The organism is Xenorhabdus sp. BG5 (assembly GCF_015163665.1).
In the GTDB taxonomy this organism is placed as follows: Bacteria; Pseudomonadota; Gammaproteobacteria; order Enterobacterales; family Enterobacteriaceae; genus Xenorhabdus.
Genome location: NZ_JADEUG010000005.1, coordinates 111,947 through 129,064 on the forward strand (window position 1 = coordinate 111,947; position 17,118 = coordinate 129,064).

Consider the following 17,118-nt stretch of genomic DNA (forward strand, 5'->3'; position numbering starts at 1 on the left):
CACTATTGAAACGATAATTATTCTCAATATCAGAATAATTATTGTTCAATAAAATCAAATGCATTGATGGTCAACTCTGACACAATAAAAAATCTAACAAACTCACTGCTAAATAACAGTGATATATCAGTTAATTGTGTTCATAAGAACGCACTATTTCACTATGGAAATTGACTTGCATGACTTTAATTAAATCACCAAGCCTGAAATTGTCTACATTAAGTGTACTCATCTTCACGAGTTTATCTTCTGCGTATGCCACAGCAGTACCTTCGGAAACAGTACATTCCAAGCAAGAGAAATCTTCCAAAGACACGGTAACTGTCTATGCCACTGGCAACCAACGTGACAGTTTTGAAGCCCCTATGATGGTGACAGTCATTGAAGGCAATTCGGCCAGCAATCAGGTTGCAGGCAACGCAAATGATTTACTACGCAATATTCCGGGCGTTAGTGTCGCGGGTATTGGCCGCGCCAATGGACAAGATATCAGCATTCGGGGTTATACCCAAAAAGGGGTTTTGACCCTTGTTGATGGTATTCGACAAGGAACTGATACCGGACACCTTAATGGTGTCTTCCTCGATCCCGCTTTGATTAAGCAAGTGGAAGTTGTCCGTGGCCCATCAGCACTCCTTTATGGCAGTGGGGCTTTGGGGGGTGTTATTGCCTATCAAACAGTAGATGCTGCTGATTTACTGGAAGAAGGCAAAAATACGGGTTTTCGTGTTTTTAGCCGCGCAGGGAGCGGTGACCACAGTCTGGGATTTGGGGGCGCTGCATTCGGTAAAACCGAACAGTTTGATGGTTTAGTTGCATTTGGCACCCGTGACGCGGGTAATATCCGTTTCGGTAAAGGCATAACAGAAAATAACGATGAATTCAGTGGCAATGCGTTGGTAAAAGGCTCCTGGAAAATAGATGACAACCAAAAGCTCAGTGGCAACTTGCGTTATTACCGCAATGAGGCACATGAGCCTAAAAATCCACAAGGTACCTATGACGGGAGAAACAAACGAGTAGACCGCACCACAGCACAACGTGATGCTCAATTGTCTTATCAATTAAACCCAGCCCAATATAGTTGGTTAAACGCCAAAGCAGATATTTATTATTCCGATATCAATATTAATAACAGAAGCAAAGACAAGGTTTTTGAAGGTCGTAAACAAGAAACTTATGGTATAAAACTTGAAAACCGTTCCCATTTGGGAAGTACTGCCTTTGCTGCCCACCAATTTACTTATGGTGGTGAAGCCTATAAACAAAAACAAAAGCCAAGTAGCAGTATTGTAATGGGCTTTCCCAATGCCGATATCCGTTTTGCATCTGGCTGGGTTCAAGATGAAATGACCCTGCGTGATTTACCTGTCTCATTTATTGTGGGTACACGTTACGACAATTACAAAGCCACAAATAGCAAATATGATGATATTAGTGCCGACAAATGGTCATCAAAAGGCGCCGTTAGTATTACCCCTACAGATTGGTCAATGCTATTTGCCTCTTATTCTCAAGCATTCCGTTCTCCGACCATGGGTGAAATGTATAACGATTCCATGCATTTTCCTGGAAACTACTGGAAACCCAATCCAAACCTACGTCCTGAAAGTAATGAAACTCAGGAATACGGTTTCGGGTTGCGTTTCGATGAACTGTTTGCCAACAATGATGGACTGAAATTTAAAGCCAGTTATTTTGATACTCAAGCGAAAGATTACATATCTCTCACTATGACACCTGATATGAGGTTTACGACATCTTCCAATATCCCAAAAGCTAAAATTTGGGGTTGGGATGTTTCTATGACGTATGATTCTGATTGGTTCAGTTGGGATCTCGCTTACAACCGGACAACGGGTAAGAACGAAGAAACAGGGGCATCTATAGAAGCACTGACCCCTGATACCCTAACCAGTACCTTAGATATTCCATTATCTGACACAGATTTCTCTATTGGATGGATCGGTAAATTCACCCAGCATACCAAAATTAAAGGGGTACATGGCACCAATAGGAGTGAACAAAGCCGGAAAATTTCTCAATACGCAGGTTATGGCGTTAATGACTTCTACGTTAGCTATCATGGCACTGGAACATTAAAAGGGCTAACTACCTCCGTTGTATTGGGTAACGCTTTTGATAAAGCCTATTACTCATCAGTGGGAGCACCACAGCATGGCCGTAATGCCAAACTGCTTGTCAGCTACCAGTGGTAGAAGAACAAACAAATTATTATCTCGATTTTAGAATAACACTGTTTAAACACCGTTTTTTTAAGGAGCTAGCAACTGTGAATCAGTCACTTTATGAACGTTACCTACAAGCCAAGGCAGAAAACAAAGCTAAATATGCACGCGATTTGGCTGCTTACCTTAATGTCAGCGAAGGCGAGTTATTGCATAGCCGTGTCGGTATCGATGCAAAACGTTTGAATATTGACGCTCCTACCCTGCTTCAAGAACTGGCAACAGTTGGCGAAACTAAGGCGATTACCCGTAATGACTTTGCCGTTCATGAACATATTGGACGCTACGAAAATACCAAATTTAGCCCACATGTTGGTTTGATCCTTAACCCACGTGAGCTTGACTTGCGTCTATTCTTCGAACACTGGAGCAGTGTTTTCTCTTTGGTTGAACCCGCCAAGAATAGTGTGCGTCATAGCATTCAATTCTTTGATCGCCAAGGCGATGCGTTGCATAAAGTCTATGCCACCAGCAACACCGATATGGCTGCATGGGATGCACTGATCGAAAAATACCAAGCTAGTGAAAATCCAGCGCTGGAAATTCAGCCAGAAGAAGTGCCTGAACATGCAGAAGTTACGGAACAACTGAAAGTACAGTTAGATAAAGAATGGCGTGCCATGACGGATGTTCATCAATTCTTCATCATGATGAAACGCCACAATCTTAACCGCCAGCAGATTTTTAATGCCGTTAAAGATGATTTGGCTTATCGCGTGGATAATTCAGCACTCACTCAACTTGTTGAAGTTGCTTATAAAGATCAAAACGAAATCATGATCTTTGTCGGAAACCGGGGTTGTGTCCAAATTTTCACGGGGAAATTGGAACGTTTGATGCCGTATCAGGAAGAAAACTCTTCCCAAAAATGGCTCAACATTTTCAACCGCAATTTCACTTTGCACCTGATTGAAAGTGCCGTCACAGAAAGCTGGGTTACCCGTAAGCCCACCGATTGTGGCTTCGTCACCAGCCTTGAGTTGTTTGATGCCGATGGCAACCAAATCGCACAGTTGTACGGCCAACGCACTGAAGGTACGCCTGAGCAAGCCCAATGGCGTGAACAAATTGCTGCTTTACCTAAACTGCAACCAGAACAGGAAACTTGTGTAGCATGAAAAAATGGCTTCTAACATTTATGCTTGCCATCTCTTTCAATGTGTTCTCTGCTGAACGCATTGTTACCATTGGTGGCGATGTGTCTGAAATTGTTTTTGCACTTGGTGAAGGACAGCACGTTGTCGCAAGGGACAGTACCAGCCAAAATCCCAAGGAACTGCTTTCCTTACCCGATATCGGGTATATGAGGATGTTGAATTCAGAAGGGATTCTATCCATGCGCCCCTCACTGGTGATTGCAAGTGAGTCGGCGCAACCTTCCCTGGCACTCAAGCAAGTCGAAGATTCTGGTGTAAAAGTCATTAAAGTGACCAACGAAACCTCGTTAGAAGCCGTTCCTGCAAAAATCATGACCGTCGCCAAGGCGGTCAACCAGGAAAAACGGGGTGAGGCCTTGATTGCTCAATATCGGCAACAACTCGCAACTATCGCCACGTCAGATATTTCCACCAAAATAGTCTTTGTCATGAGTCACGGTGGCATCATGCCAATGGCGGCTGGTCAAAAAACCGCAGCCGATCAAATTATCCGTGCCATTGGGGCAAAAAATGCGATGCAAGGTTTCCAGGGATACCGCCCTTTATCTCAGGAAGGGGTTATTGCCAGCAAGCCGGACTTACTGCTAGTCAGCACCGAAGGGCTAAAAACGTTAGGTGGGATGGATAAAGTTTGGCAGCTTCCTGGGCTAAGCTTCACACCAGCAGGAAAGAAAAAACAGGTCGTGGTTGTTGATGAAATGGGCCTGCTTGGTTTCGGCCTGCAAACACCCGCTGTGATGAAACAAGTCCGTGATGCTGCGGAGAAAGCGCAATGAGCCATTCCCGCTCCCCTAGTTTCGGTGTGATAGTGCTGAGTTTATTGTTGTTCCTTCTGGCAATTAGCTCAGCAAATATGGGGGCATTGCCACTTTCTTTTAAAACACTGTGGGAATCCTCTTTGGATGACCCACAGTGGCAAATCTGGTTAAACATTCGTCTCCCACGTATTTTGCTGGCAATCCTCGTTGGAGGAGCGTTGGCTATATCCGGTGCCGTAATGCAAGGGTTATTTCGTAATCCTCTGGCCGATCCCGGATTATTAGGGATCAGCAGTGGTGCAGCACTTACCGTCGCAATGTTTATTGTGTTGCCTTTCGCCCTACCTGCCAGCATTGCGTTGTACGGGCATATTATTGCTGCTTTTATCGGCAGTTTGTTGGTATCATCCCTGATATTCATTCTCAACAAATATAACCACGGCAACCTGTCAAAGCTACTCCTTGCAGGCATCGCCATTAATGCACTATGTTCGTCATTTATTGGTGTATTGAGCTATATCAGTAACGACCAACAGTTACGCCAATTTTCCATTTGGATGATGGGGTCACTCAGTCAAATAGAGTGGCCAACACTAGCAATTGCTGCATCACTCATTATTCCTGTTTGTATGCTGACAATCAGTCAGTCACGCAAACTCAATTTGCTGCAACTGGGTGATGAGGAAGCACACTATTTAGGCATTAATGTCCAACGCACCAAATATCAATTATTGCTGTTAAGTGCCTTGTTAGTTGGATGTGCCGTTGCTTTGACCGGTGTCATTGGCTTCATTGGCTTAGTTATCCCACACCTTGCCAGGCAGCGATTTGGGGGAGATCATACTTGGCTATTGCCGATATCTGCCCTGGGTGGTGCCTGTCTTCTGTTAAAAGCCGACACATTAGCCAGAACATTAGTTTCTCCTGCTGAAATGCCCGTAGGCCTTATCACTGGTTTGATCGGGGCTCCCTATTTTTTATGGCTTATTCTTAAGCCATCAAGAAACCGTTCATAATGGAACCGATCATGTCAAATAATTTACTTGAAGCACGAAATTTAAATTATTTCATCGGGCAGCGTCAGATCATCAAGGATGTTTCCCTTTCCCTGCGTCAAGGGGAAGTTGTAGCAATTATTGGCCCAAACGGGGCGGGGAAATCAACACTGTTACGTCTATTGACCGGCTATATTCTACCCAATTCGGGAGATTGTCTGTTAAAAGGTACGCCCATTTCTCGCTGGCCAACTCAGCAACTGGCTCGTATTCGTGCAGTCATGCGGCAATATAGCGCCCTCTCCTTTCCATTTAGTGTAGAGGAAGTTATTGCTATGGGACGCGTTCCCCATGAAAATGCTCATAAAAAAATCGCCATTGATGAAGCGATTGCGTTGACAGAGTGTGAAGAACTGAGAAACAGGAATTATCAGCAATTATCGGGGGGAGAACAACAGCGGGTTCAACTAGCAAGAGTGTTAGCTCAACTTTGGCACCCTGAACCTATCGAATCGTGTCTGTTTTTGGATGAACCCACGTCGGCACTGGATCTTTATCACCAACAACATACATTGCGATTGGTTCACCGCCTGACACGACAGCATCCCATTGCTGCCTGTTGTGTATTGCATGATTTGAACCTGGCTTCACTTTATGCCGATAAAATTATCTTGTTGCACAAAGGCCAATTAGTTGCATCCGGCACTCCACAAGATGTGCTGCGTGATGATATTCTTAAGCAATGGTATCAAGCCGACTTGGGCGTTATGCAGCACCCTGAAACTCATCAGCCACAGATCTATCTCCGCCAATAAAAGGTTATCGTTTGTTCCCGTTTAATGATGAGAAGCAGAATAAGAAAGGCAAATTTTGCTGTGAGCGGCAAAATTTGCTTCAAATCCTGTGACTCCCGCTATCACTAACGCGTAAAAAATAAAAAACCAGCTTTCTGAGTAAATAGATATATCCGATTGCATTACATCCTCAACAGCACATTTTGCGTATACGATAAAAAAGAAATTCTTAAAATGGCTCACATAATAACGTAACTAATTATTTATCAGTATATTTTTAGCAAAACCCCACCCATGTGGAAGGTAAACATGTTAGAAAATGTTATCAACGATATTGTAAGATGGTTAGAAAGCCAACTTCAACAAACTGAAGGTATAAAAATAGATGCTATAGCCCATAAAAGTGGTTATTCAAAATGGCATTTGCAACGAATTTTTAAGGAATTGAAAGGCTGTACGTTAGGTCAATATGTGCGCCGCCGTCGCCTCCATGAAGCAGCCAGATCTTTGCGTGAAGACAATTTACCCATTCTTGACATTGCTCTTCAATATGGCTTTAGTTCTCAAGCTACATTTACTCGAATATTTAAAAAACATTTTAATACTACGCCCGCTAAATTCCGGGAAAATGGACATCTGCCTGAGTTCAAAGCATTTTTGTATTGTGAGGAATATATCCCAGAGTATAAATACTGTGAATAATAAATACGGGATCATTCGAATCTGAAAATAACAGACGTAATGAGGACATTTTTGACTCTGGCAAAAATTATAAAACTTTAAGATATTATAAAACACTGCCAGAACAATCAGATAGAAGTGACGTTAAATCCTACGAGCTTGCCAAAAAACACGACGCCAATACACATTCTCAAGAGAAGAACGTATTACGCCTTTACTTGTGGATGCATGAATGAATTCATTGTTAGTATCGTAAATACCCACATGCAACCCACTCTTTCCACTGCCGGTTTTGAAAAAAACCAGATCGCCCGGCATCAGATCATCTTGGCTTATCCATGTGCCTATTCGGGTTTGTTCACTTGTTGTGCGAGGAAGCTGGATATTAAAGCGATCAGAAAAAGTTCGGTACACAAATCCGGAACAATCAATACCATGCCTATCCATACCACCATAGCGATACGGCGTATTCTGCCATTGCTCAAGTTGATCTTTTAACTGAGCAATGACCATTATTGGATCAGAGAGAGCCACCTTCAGCGGAGACAAATTAGGGTTGGTACAACCAATAAGAAAGAAACTCAATAACAAGCATAAATGCCTTATTCTTATTACCATCCGCTTTCCCTCAATCATCATTTTTTCCTCAATCACTACATAGAAACAACAAACTTTAACTATTTTGTTTCCGGTCTGCTGATTAACCAAACACCCAATAAGATGAAAAAAACGCCCAACGTTTTTAACAGTGAGACAGTTTCACTAAACCAAGGTAATAAAGCCACCATTAAATAAACAAAGGCATAACTCAAGCTAATAATAGGGTACGCTTTATTCAATGGCAGATATTTCAATGTGAAAAACCAACATAACATGGATAGTATATAGCCCGCCAATCCTGCCATAATCATCAGCAAAGGATTGTGATTTGCCCAAAGCCAGTTGATATCCAGCCAGTGCATTGATAACGAAAGTTCCGGTAAATGAGCCACTCCCCACTTCAATAACAATTGCGCTACAGTGATCAGCAGGACACTCGCCATCCCCCAAAGATAACCTTTCATTGACTTAAACTCATCAATAAGATCCCGAACATAATGGCAAAAACCCCCATCCAGTGCTTTAATCCCACCTTTTCTTGATACAAAAATTGCCCAATCAAAGTCACTATGACAAAATTTATACTAAGCATAGGGTAAGCAATGCTCAGTGGAAAAAATTGCAATAATCGCAACCAAAATATCATTCCTATACCCAACAGAAGAATAGCACTGGACAGCCATATCACCATCAATACCACTTTATGCGGGTTATTTTTTTTCTGCCAACAAATAACCGCTTGCTTCTGGCACAATTGCCCCGCACAAGTAAGCAGACTAACCAAAATCAATAATATTATATTACTGCTCATGGCTGTTTCTTATAAATCACAAGCACAAATCTATGATTACGGCGCACAAAATCCGGCTCAGGTAATTCAGACAACTCACCTTCTGAGGGTAATAGAAAAACAACCGCAACTTGACCTTTTTTACGTGCTTTCGCTAGCCACGCAGGAAATTCTTGCTCCGTGATATATCGATATTGGCTATCAAGATAAGCAAGGCCATATTCTAATTCCCCCTGACGATCAAACAGATAAATATCACTGCGTTTCAATTCCCATGCAATCGCTGCCCCCACGCCAACAGATTGAGACAAGATATATTTACTGCCAGCCAACTCTTTTTCGTTTTGCTGAATGAAATGCTGGGGAAGTTTGGAATTTATCGTCTTATCAGGCAAAGCACTACCTATCGATAAGTTGAGCATAATTGAACAAGCGGCAGCCCATAACCAATATTGACCATCGCGAATAAAACAAAGATAACCAATGCCTCCCCAAACACCAAAGGCAATGATTCCCATAATCCATTTTAGCCACTCGTCGGGTTGATAAAGTGGGGGATCTTTTAAGGTTTCCAGAATAAAAAGGACCAAAATGGCAAGCAATCCGATGAAGATATTCACCAATCCATTTATTTTCAAAACGTTCATATTGCCATTTTTGACACAATCGACAGCATATTTTGCCATCATCATTGCTAAGGGGCCGATAAAGGGTAAAACGTAAGTTGGCAGTTTCCCCTTTGCAATGCTGAAAAATACAAATGGAACAACAAACCAGCAAAACAAGAAAAACATTTCTGGGTGACTTTTTTTCTCTTTCCAGCTTTTGATTAAAGCACCTGGTAATAATCCTAACCACGGGATCACGCCTAAGATCAATATGGGTAAGTAATACCAAATAGGTGCAATATGCTGAGCTTTCTCAGAAGCAAAACGCTGTATATGCTCTACCCAAAAGAAATAATGCCAGTAATCCGGCTCACGCACGGCAATCGCAATCACCCACGGCAGGCTGATCAAAACAGCAAAAATCACGGCAAAAGACCCAAAACGAACCATTTCCCCAAAGCGTTTCTGGTATATCGTAATGGGTAGCATGGCAATCACAGGTAGCGCCAATGCCAGAAATCCTTTCGTCATAAAAGCCATCCCACAGGTCAGCCCCAAAACAGACCATGCCAAAATTCGTTCTCGGATCGCCACCGCCTTAAGCGCCCAATAACAGCTCACGATCCCCGCTGTAATCCATAAAGAAAACATAGGATCAAGCACACTGTAGGAGCCAATGGAAAAAACAATAAACATGGAAATGTAAATCAGGCTGGAAACAAAAGCAGTCTGGCGACATTGCCACATCATCATTGCTAAACGATAAAGAAGAAACGCGCTGATTAGGATACTAAGCACGGAACCAAAACGGACAGCAAAATTATTGTCACCAAAAATCCACTGGCTAATGTTGTTGATCCAATATCCTGCTACTGGTTTTTCAAAATAGCGAATATCCAAGAAGTAAGGTACGATCCAGTCCCCACGTTGCAGCATTTCCCGGCTAATTTCAGCATACCGCGTTTCATCCGGCTGCCATAATAAACGACTATTCAGCGGCAATAAGTAAGTAAGAACAAAAAAAAGAGCCATCAGAACGGCTCCTGCTTTACTCGTTCGGGTGTTCAACATCTGTGTTATACCTCTTGTTGGCAGCCTAACCAGCCTTCACGACCAGGAAAATCCGAACGAACAATTTTTCCTACAGGGAGTGTATTCCTATTTTCTGGTAACAAATGGCTTAACTTACAGAACTGAATATCTTGTTGATGAAGCATGTCCAGCAATGTCTCAAATTGTGAAGATTTCGACATCCCTTCGACTTCGGTATGGATCGTATAAACAGGAACTCCATGATCATTTTTAATCGCTTCAAGGATAAAGTGATTAAAATCTGCATCGCTGACTTGTGTTCCAACAACTTCATCATAGGTAGGTAATGTGACAGGAATTTGTACAGTTCCCACTTGTCCATTGGGCAAGAGTGGCCTGAATGGATGTGTTCCACGGCAATCACTATTGTAATCAAAACCAAAATGTTGTTTAACAGCCAGTACACGTTCATCAGCTCGCCAACCCGCAACGGCTGAACATGTAACGGCTTTTCCTGTTGCCTTTTTCAAAGCATCAACACCTAACTTCACTTGTTCTGTTAATTCATTCTCCGACCAACGCCCTACTTTTGCCTGCCAACCTTGATGATCCCATGCATGTAAACCAACTTCATGGCCTGCTTCCATTGTTTGCTTCATCAACTGCCCTAAATCTTTTGCGATTTTTTTCCCCGGCCAGGCTGTACCCGCCAATAAAATATCCAGGCCATAAAGAGACACAGCATTTGATCTCAGCATCTTCCAGAGAAACTTCGGACGCAACAGGCGCCATAAATGACGCCCCATATTATCCGGACCAACACTGAAGAAAAAACTGGCTTGAATATGGTGCTTTTGTAAAACTTCAAGCAACCGTGGTACACCCTCCTTAGTGCCTTGATAAGTGTCCACATCAATTCTCAAACCAACTTTTTTCATTACGTTATTCCCACTCTCTTCCTCGTTTTCCAATTGGCTTTTTAGTTTTTCCCTTTGGGTTCTTCAACTGCGCCACGCAGAAAGAAATCCAATGTTTCATCAATGGTTTGCTTCATATCGATAGTGGGTTTCCAACCTAACAGACGCTCTGCATTTTTAATACTGGGTTTACGGTGTGCAACATCCTGATAGCCTTGCCCATAATAACTGCTGCTTTCGATCTTCTTGAACCCAGCAAATGGGGGGAAGTGCCCTCGCAATTCATGCTGCTCAAAGCTATCTAATAACATTTCGGCCAGTTGGCGAATGCTCGCTTCATTGGTTGGATTACCGATATTAATTATTTGGCTATCGCATAGCCCATCCCGGTTTTCAATGATCCTGAACAATGCTTCAATACCATCATGGATATCCGTGAAACAGCGTTTTTGCTCTCCCCCATCCACCAGTTTAATCGGAGAACCTTCCACCAGGTTCAAAATCAATTGGGTAATCGCCCTTGAACTCCCAATACGTGCTGAATTTAGGTTATCCAGCCTTGGCCCCATCCAGTTAAATGGACGGAATAAAGTAAATTTCAGGCCTTCTTGTGTACCATATGCCCAAATGACTCGATCAAGTAATTGTTTTGAAACTGAATAGATCCAACGCTGTTTATTGATAGGTCCAACAATCAGACGCGAAGTATCTTCATCAAACTCTTTATCATCACACATACCGTAAACTTCGGATGTGGATGGGAAAATAATCCGTTTATTGTATTTAACACAATAACGAACAATTTTAAGATTCTCTTCAAAATCCAGTTCAAAGACTCGCAAAGGATTACGGGTATATTCAATTGGCGTCGCAATTGCCACTAATGGCAGGATGACATCACATTTTTTGATGTGATATTCAATCCATTCAGTATGAATGCTGATATCACCTTCAATAAAGTGAAAGCGAGGATTACCAATAAATCGTTCAATCGCAGAAGAACCAATATCCATCCCGTAAATGTCATAATTGCCATCACTCAACAATCGTTCAGTCAGATGGTTACCAATGAATCCATTGACGCCCAAAATGAGTACTCGTTTACGACGACTGACTTGGGTTGTTGCTTTAGGACCAACATGAACCCCTGCTACAATGCCCATCTCAAGAGCTAATCGATTACCTTGAACATAAAGCCCTGATTCCCCTTGGCCGCTAATAATTTCCAGCGCACCCTTACCACAAGCAATCACAAAGGGATCCGTCGAGATTACGGTTCCTGGGCGTTTTCCGTGGGGCTGATTATGTGGCCGTGAACGCCAAATCGTAATCTTACGTTCACTAAGAAAAGTAAATGCCCCTGGGTAAGGCTCTGTCACTGCCCGAACTAAGTTATTAATCTCTTTGGCAGACTTATTCCATACTATTTCACCATCTTCAGCGGTGCGACGGCCAAAATAAGTAGCTTGGCTTTCATCCTGTGGAATTGATGGATAATGACCTGATTTTATTTGAGGCAGAGTGCGATCCAATAATTCAACTGTCGCTTCGCGTATTTTTCCGTGTATTATCAGCGAAGTATCATTTTCATCAATCTGTACAACCTGTTGCGCGATAATATCTCCCGCATCCGGCTTCTCCAACATTTTATGTAATGTGACACCGGTTTCGGTCTCTCCATGGAGTACTGCCCAGTTAATTGGAGCACGGCCACGATATTTCGGCAACAAGGAGCCGTGAAGGTTAAATGCACCTTTTTCAGCCAGTGACAGAATTTCCTGGCTAAGCATGTTGCGATAGTAAAAAGAGAAAATAACATCTGGTTTCATCTCACGAATGCGTTCAACCCAAAGCGGGTGATTCACATTTTCTGGCGCAAACACAGGTAAACCCAAATCAGCGCCGATACGTGCAACAGAAGAGAAAAAGTGATTTTCATTTGGATCATCAGTGTGAGTGAATACAGCCTGAACTTCAAAACCAGCGTTGACTAATGCATTAAGTCCGACACAACCAATATCGTGATAGGCAAAAATAACTGCTTTCATTAGCTTTCTTCCTGATTGTCGTTAGTCTTCTTAACTCCGACCACTTTTTGAATAAAATAGCGCGGGCGAGCACGAACATCGTTATATATTCGACCAATGTATTCACCCAATAGTCCCATGGCGACGAACTGTGCGCCAATGAACATGAAAAGAATAGCAAACAGGGTAAACACCCCTTCAGCAGCCCATATTGAGCCAAATATAAGGCGTAGAACAATCAATAACACCGCCAACAAGAAACCTGTTATAGCAATGATACTTCCCGCGACACTCAGTAACCGCAATGGTGCAGTTGTTAAGCACGTCAGAAGGTCATACATCAGGTTTATCAGTTTCATAAAACTGTACTTAGAATCCCCAAACTCACGCTCTGCATGGGCTACATCAATTTCTATTGTTCTACGCGCAAAAGTGTTGGCAAGGATAGGAATAAACGTACTGCGTTCATGGCATTGAAGCATTGCGTGTATAATGTGACGTCGATAGGCGCGCAACATGCAGCCATAATCCCCCATTGAACGCCCCGTCGCCTTAGTTATCATTGCATTGATTATTTTAGAAGCGGTTTTACGGAACCAAGAGTCCTGCCGATGAATACGACGTGTCCCCACAACGTCATATCCCTCTTCCGCCGTTTTAACTAAACGCGGAATTTCTTCTGGCGGGTTTTGCAAATCAGCATCAAGTGTAATAACCAGATCACCGTCAGCTTGATGGAAACCGGCCATAATTGCTGAATGTTGCCCATAATTACGGTTAAGCAAAATTGCAATCACATGGTTTTCTGGAGATTCAGCTGCCTGAATTAAGATTTCGGCAGAACTATCATGGCTGCCATCATCGACCAAGATTAATTCGTATTTCTGTTCTAATTTTTGGCACGCTGCGAGAGTTCTTTCCAGTAACTGGGGTAAACTTTCTTCTTCGTTGTAAACAGGAATAACGACTGAAACTTTTTTGATCTTCTCAAATGTCACTTATTTATGCTCCGAAAGAATTTCAGTTATCACATTCACGACACGATCTACATCGTCATTGCTCATATCTGGAAAAAGAGGTAATGAACAAAGTGTTGACGAATTCCACTCAGATACAGGCAGAGAGAGTTGTGGATAACGCTCACGATAATATTTTTGTGTATGCGCGGCTCTGAAGTGCAAACCCGTGCCAATATTTCTATCCTTTAGGCGTGCCATAAACGTATCGCGGTCAATGCCACAGATATTTTTGTCAACGCGTACCATAAAAAGATGGTGGGAATGCAAATGCGCATATTCGGGAGCGCTCAACATTTGCAACGGTGAATCAATAAGAGCGGCAGAATAGCGAGCCACCAATTGCCGACGACGCACATTCATCGATGGCAATTTACCTAGTTGCACAACTGCCATCGCCGCATGAATATCTGATAAGTTGTATTTAAAACCCGGCTCAATCACTTCCGCTTGCGGTTTCCTACCCTGAATTTGTCTATCAAAAGCGTCAACAGCTAAGCCATGAAATTTTAAACAACGGATCCGTTGGGCAAGTTCATCATCATCTGTAACGAACATGCCACCTTCGGCGCTGGTCATGTTTTTAATTGCATGAAAAGAAAAGATTGCGTTACCCCGCTCTCCGACCCATTCATTTTTATAACGGGTGCCGACAGCATGGGCTGCATCTTCAATTAAGGGAATTTTAGCTTTTTGAGCTACAACACGGAGAGCATCAAGATCACAAGGTGCTCCCGCATAGTGGACAGGAATAATCGCTTTGGTTTTGGGAGTAATCGCTTTTTCGATTGTTTCTGCGCTGACCATTAATGTATCACGGTCAACATCAACCATGACAGGCTCAGCACCCAACAAACAAATCATATTAATAGTGGAAACCCAAGTTTGGGAAGGCGTAATGACTTCATCACCTGGGCCTATGCCGAGAGCCAACAAAGCCAAATGCATTCCCGCTGTCGCGGAACATAGAGCAATAGCATGTTTGCAGCCAAACATGAGAGAAAAATCTTGCTCTAACTGATGGTTTTGTGGGCCTGTAGTAATCCAACCTGAGTGTAAAACTTTCTCTATCGCTTCTATCTCTTCGCTGCCAATTGCAGGACGAGAAAATGGCAAAAAACTATCCATAATCGCCTTGTGCCTTGTCTATCCCAAATTGTTTTATAATTAATCGATTCTAGATGATGATTTTTTAACGAAACATCAACGAAAAACAAATTGTGGTCAACCAAGCACCAAAAACAGATAGCAAGCAATGATTATGGTGGATTTCGCTCACAAGAATTACACGTGGCTGACCCTCCATAATTTATAGCTGGCATTTCTGATATGTCCAATATTTACCTCAAAAATCTCTGATAAATTTCGTTCTGTCATGACATTCTGTGGCATGCCTGATGCTAACAATTTTCCATGTGAGAGCAGCCATACTTCTGTCGCTTGTTCATATGTGTGGTTAAGATCATGGCTACTCAATAATACTGTTCCCCCCAATGCACAAAATCTTTTTATTAACTTATCTAAAACGGCTTGTTGGGTGATATCAAGGTTATTTGTCGGCTCATCAAGTAAGAGTAAACGCCCATCAGGATTCAGATCCGGCCATATCTGAAAAAACGTGCCCGCCAATCTGACACGCTGCCACTCTCCGCCGGAGAGTTGACTAATCGATGAAGAAAGCAATGGCAGGAGTTTCATTTGCTGGCAAAGTTCATACAACACATGTTCACTTTGTGCCAGGGGTACACATCCAGGGCGGAACATATCTAAATACTGAAAAACCGGCATAATAGGAACAGAAGAAGATTGCGAGAACCAGGCCCGGCATTTTGCCAACTCGTGCTGGCGGTAATCCTGCAAGTTTCGGCCATGAAAGCAAATGGTGCCACTATAAGATAAAACTCCTGCGATCACTGAAAGTAGTGTGCTCTTTCCTGAGCCATTTAGTCCTACCAGGTGAATTTGCTTTCCTGCTGTAACAGCCCCAGACAATGAACTCAATCTGTTGTTAACAGTAACATTATCCAGTTCCAAAATCGGCTGACCGATCATGTTGTTACCCTCATCTCCTTATCTTACATTAACAGGCAAGTTCGATATTTATTATTAGTGACGTGTTCTTAATAACAGCCATATAAAAATGGGGGAGCCTAAAGTTACGGTGACAACGCCTATTGGCACTTCTGCATGGGATAATGACAGACGGGAAACTAAATCTGCCAGCAGTAAACCACTGCTTCCAGCCAATGCACTGGCCGGAAGTAATGCCTTATGATCAGTCAAACCAATCAATCTCAAGATATGGGGAATAACCAAACCGATAAAACTGATTGCTCCCGCAAGGGCAACACTCAAACCAACTAATAATCCAATGACCGATACAAATACATTACGCCATTTATGGTGAGACACACCCAGTTGCCGAGCCTGTAACTCCCCAAGAGAGAGGTAATTCAAAATGTTACCTTTGCTGCTTAACCATAAGACAGCGGGAAGCAGTGCAACAATCAGCCATTTTTGACGCCAATCAACGCCACTGAAACTTCCCATCATCCAATACATCAACTGCCGGAGATCTAAACTAGTACTGAAATAGACCATCCATGTCATCAAGGCACCAAAGATCACCCCAAAAGCAACGCCAATCAATAACAGGCGGGTATTAGTCACTTGGTGCTTTCTGGAAAATCCCAGCAAAATAGCAGTCATGAAAAATGCCCCAAATACCGCGCCAACACTTAATAGCCACAATGGCGCAATGCCATGAAAGATAAGTATTAAACATACCACTACAACACCAGCACCATTACTGATCCCAAGCAATCCCGGCTCCGCCAATGGGTTTTCGAACAGCGCCTGCATAATTGCTCCTGACAGGGCTAAGCTCGCACCAATCACCATCACAGCAATCACCCTAGGCAATCTCAACTGCCAAATAAACAACTGGGCTGACTCCGATAACCATTGATCAGGCCAAAACCAGATTTCACCGGCACATAATGACAAAATAAACAGAATAACGAATAAAACAGACAAAACCGCTATCACCCGATAGTTCCGTTTTCTCTGATAAGTGATCAACTCATAAACAGAGCGCATGTGTGAGGCCATTTAGGAAATAAGCATTCTTTCCATTGCACTCAATGGAAAGAGAAGATAAGAAAAAGACCGCAAGATGCGGCCTTTTTATGTATTTATTCTTTGGGTAACGCTTTTTCCACTCTGTTTTTCAGTTTTTGACCAGGGCGAAAAGTGACAACACGGCGAGCCGTAATCGGAATATCTTCACCTGTTTTTGGATTACGGCCTGGACGTTGATTTTTGTCTCGCAAATCAAAGTTGCCAAATCCAGATAGTTTCACTTGCTCCCCATTCTCCAAAGAACGACGAACTTCTTCAAAGAACATTTCTACCAGATCTTTAGCGTCACGCTTGCTAATACCCAGTTTCTCAAACAGATTTTCTGACATTTCAGCTTTAGTAAGCGCCATAAG

The 17,118-nt window shown here is 42.7% G+C and carries 17 protein-coding genes; 6 read left to right on the forward strand and 11 right to left on the reverse strand.

Annotated elements, in window-relative coordinates; all coding sequences use genetic code 11:
- Positions 1-179: 179 nt before the first annotated feature.
- The 6 genes from IQ209_RS04555 to IQ209_RS04580 all read left to right on the forward strand — a co-directional run bounded on the left by IQ209_RS04555 (position 180) and on the right by IQ209_RS04580 (position 6,655).
- Complete coding sequence (locus IQ209_RS04555) at positions 180-2,219, forward strand: TonB-dependent hemoglobin/transferrin/lactoferrin family receptor (RefSeq protein WP_193849408.1); 2,040 nt, start codon at positions 180-182, stop codon at positions 2,217-2,219.
- Positions 2,220-2,293: 74 nt separating this feature from the next.
- Entirely contained in the window at positions 2,294-3,367 is a 1,074-nt protein-coding gene (locus tag IQ209_RS04560; RefSeq protein WP_193849410.1) for a ChuX/HutX family heme-like substrate-binding protein, read from the forward strand.
- On the forward strand, positions 3,364-4,182 hold the full coding sequence (locus tag IQ209_RS04565; RefSeq protein ID WP_193849412.1) for a hemin ABC transporter substrate-binding protein: 819 nt from the start codon (positions 3,364-3,366) through the stop codon (positions 4,180-4,182). The genes IQ209_RS04560 and IQ209_RS04565 overlap by 4 nt, the downstream gene beginning before the upstream one ends.
- A complete protein-coding gene (locus tag IQ209_RS04570; protein ID WP_193849414.1) occupies positions 4,179-5,180 on the forward strand; it encodes an iron ABC transporter permease in 1,002 nt (333 codons plus the stop codon). Before IQ209_RS04565 ends, IQ209_RS04570 begins: the two co-directional genes overlap by 4 nt.
- Positions 5,180-5,974 (forward strand): heme ABC transporter ATP-binding protein, encoded by a 795-nt coding sequence (locus tag IQ209_RS04575; protein WP_370588389.1) that lies wholly within the window; start codon positions 5,180-5,182, stop codon positions 5,972-5,974. Before IQ209_RS04570 ends, IQ209_RS04575 begins: the two co-directional genes overlap by 1 nt.
- A gap of 288 nt (positions 5,975-6,262) precedes the next feature.
- Complete coding sequence (locus IQ209_RS04580) at positions 6,263-6,655, forward strand: helix-turn-helix domain-containing protein (protein WP_193849418.1); 393 nt, start codon at positions 6,263-6,265, stop codon at positions 6,653-6,655.
- A 123-nt stretch (positions 6,656-6,778) separates the two neighbouring features.
- On the opposite strand, the gene IQ209_RS04585 is transcribed toward IQ209_RS04580, so the two are convergent.
- The 11 genes from IQ209_RS04585 to ihfA form a co-directional block, all read right to left on the reverse strand.
- The gene (locus IQ209_RS04585) at positions 6,779-7,252 is read right to left on the reverse strand and encodes a C40 family peptidase (RefSeq protein ID WP_193849463.1); all 474 of its coding nucleotides are present in this window, start codon (positions 7,250-7,252) and stop codon (positions 6,779-6,781) included.
- Between the two features lie 59 nt (positions 7,253-7,311).
- Positions 7,312-7,698 carry a 4-amino-4-deoxy-L-arabinose-phosphoundecaprenol flippase subunit ArnF gene (gene arnF / locus IQ209_RS04590; protein ID WP_189760075.1) on the reverse strand — a complete coding sequence of 129 codons (387 nt, stop codon included), beginning with the start codon at positions 7,696-7,698 and terminating at the stop codon, positions 7,312-7,314.
- Complete coding sequence (gene arnE / locus IQ209_RS04595) at positions 7,695-8,045, reverse strand: 4-amino-4-deoxy-L-arabinose-phosphoundecaprenol flippase subunit ArnE (RefSeq protein WP_193849420.1); 351 nt, start codon at positions 8,043-8,045, stop codon at positions 7,695-7,697. Before arnE ends, arnF begins: the two co-directional genes overlap by 4 nt.
- Positions 8,042-9,703 carry a lipid IV(A) 4-amino-4-deoxy-L-arabinosyltransferase gene (gene arnT / locus IQ209_RS04600; RefSeq protein ID WP_193849422.1) on the reverse strand — a complete coding sequence of 554 codons (1,662 nt, stop codon included), beginning with the start codon at positions 9,701-9,703 and terminating at the stop codon, positions 8,042-8,044. Before arnT ends, arnE begins: the two co-directional genes overlap by 4 nt.
- A 5-nt stretch (positions 9,704-9,708) precedes the next feature.
- Positions 9,709-10,602: a 4-deoxy-4-formamido-L-arabinose-phosphoundecaprenol deformylase gene (gene arnD, locus IQ209_RS04605; protein ID WP_193849424.1), complete on the reverse strand. Its 894-nt coding sequence runs from the start codon at positions 10,600-10,602 to the stop codon at positions 9,709-9,711.
- A 41-nt stretch (positions 10,603-10,643) separates the two neighbouring features.
- Positions 10,644-12,629, reverse strand: coding sequence for a bifunctional UDP-4-amino-4-deoxy-L-arabinose formyltransferase/UDP-glucuronic acid oxidase ArnA (gene arnA / locus IQ209_RS04610; protein WP_193849425.1), 1,986 nt, complete (start codon positions 12,627-12,629; stop codon positions 10,644-10,646).
- On the reverse strand, positions 12,629-13,606 hold the full coding sequence (gene arnC, locus IQ209_RS04615; protein WP_193849427.1) for an undecaprenyl-phosphate 4-deoxy-4-formamido-L-arabinose transferase: 978 nt from the start codon (positions 13,604-13,606) through the stop codon (positions 12,629-12,631). Before arnC ends, arnA begins: the two co-directional genes overlap by 1 nt.
- Positions 13,607-14,752, reverse strand: coding sequence for a UDP-4-amino-4-deoxy-L-arabinose aminotransferase (arnB, locus tag IQ209_RS04620; protein ID WP_193849430.1), 1,146 nt, complete (start codon positions 14,750-14,752; stop codon positions 13,607-13,609).
- A 156-nt stretch (positions 14,753-14,908) separates the two neighbouring features.
- On the reverse strand, positions 14,909-15,676 hold the full coding sequence (gene btuD / locus IQ209_RS04625; RefSeq protein ID WP_193849432.1) for a vitamin B12 ABC transporter ATP-binding protein BtuD: 768 nt from the start codon (positions 15,674-15,676) through the stop codon (positions 14,909-14,911).
- 54 nt (positions 15,677-15,730) lie between these two features.
- The gene (btuC, locus tag IQ209_RS04630; RefSeq protein ID WP_193849434.1) at positions 15,731-16,723 is read right to left on the reverse strand and encodes a vitamin B12 ABC transporter permease BtuC; all 993 of its coding nucleotides are present in this window, start codon (positions 16,721-16,723) and stop codon (positions 15,731-15,733) included.
- A 95-nt stretch (positions 16,724-16,818) separates the two neighbouring features.
- Positions 16,819-17,115, reverse strand: a complete 297-nt coding sequence (ihfA, locus tag IQ209_RS04635) for an integration host factor subunit alpha (RefSeq protein ID WP_038233943.1) — start codon at positions 17,113-17,115, stop codon at positions 16,819-16,821.
- Positions 17,116-17,118 lie beyond the last annotated feature (3 nt).

Excerpts from the sequence above, each read along its gene's own strand:
- IQ209_RS04555 (WP_193849408.1), top strand. The coding sequence starts at position 180 with ATGACTTTAATTAAATCACCAAGCCTGAAATTGTCTACATTAAGTGTA.
- IQ209_RS04565 (WP_193849412.1), top strand. The coding sequence starts at position 3,364 with ATGAAAAAATGGCTTCTAACATTTATGCTTGCCATCTCTTTCAATGTG.
- IQ209_RS04570 (WP_193849414.1), top strand. The coding sequence starts at position 4,179 with ATGAGCCATTCCCGCTCCCCTAGTTTCGGTGTGATAGTGCTGAGTTTA.
- IQ209_RS04575 (WP_370588389.1), top strand. The coding sequence starts at position 5,180 with ATGGAACCGATCATGTCAAATAATTTACTTGAAGCACGAAATTTAAAT.
- IQ209_RS04580 (WP_193849418.1), top strand. The coding sequence starts at position 6,263 with ATGTTAGAAAATGTTATCAACGATATTGTAAGATGGTTAGAAAGCCAA.
- IQ209_RS04585 (WP_193849463.1), bottom strand. The coding sequence starts at position 7,252 with ATGGTAATAAGAATAAGGCATTTATGCTTGTTATTGAGTTTCTTTCTT.
- arnF (WP_189760075.1), bottom strand. The coding sequence starts at position 7,698 with ATGAAAGGTTATCTTTGGGGGATGGCGAGTGTCCTGCTGATCACTGTA.
- arnE (WP_193849420.1), bottom strand. The coding sequence starts at position 8,045 with ATGAGCAGTAATATAATATTATTGATTTTGGTTAGTCTGCTTACTTGT.
- arnT (WP_193849422.1), bottom strand. The coding sequence starts at position 9,703 with ATGTTGAACACCCGAACGAGTAAAGCAGGAGCCGTTCTGATGGCTCTT.
- arnD (WP_193849424.1), bottom strand. The coding sequence starts at position 10,602 with ATGAAAAAAGTTGGTTTGAGAATTGATGTGGACACTTATCAAGGCACT.
- arnA (WP_193849425.1), bottom strand. The coding sequence starts at position 12,629 with ATGAAAGCAGTTATTTTTGCCTATCACGATATTGGTTGTGTCGGACTT.
- arnB (WP_193849430.1), bottom strand. The coding sequence starts at position 14,752 with ATGGATAGTTTTTTGCCATTTTCTCGTCCTGCAATTGGCAGCGAAGAG.
- btuD (WP_193849432.1), bottom strand. The coding sequence starts at position 15,676 with ATGATCGGTCAGCCGATTTTGGAACTGGATAATGTTACTGTTAACAAC.
- btuC (WP_193849434.1), bottom strand. The coding sequence starts at position 16,723 with ATGCGCTCTGTTTATGAGTTGATCACTTATCAGAGAAAACGGAACTAT.
- ihfA (WP_038233943.1), bottom strand. The coding sequence starts at position 17,115 with ATGGCGCTTACTAAAGCTGAAATGTCAGAAAATCTGTTTGAGAAACTG.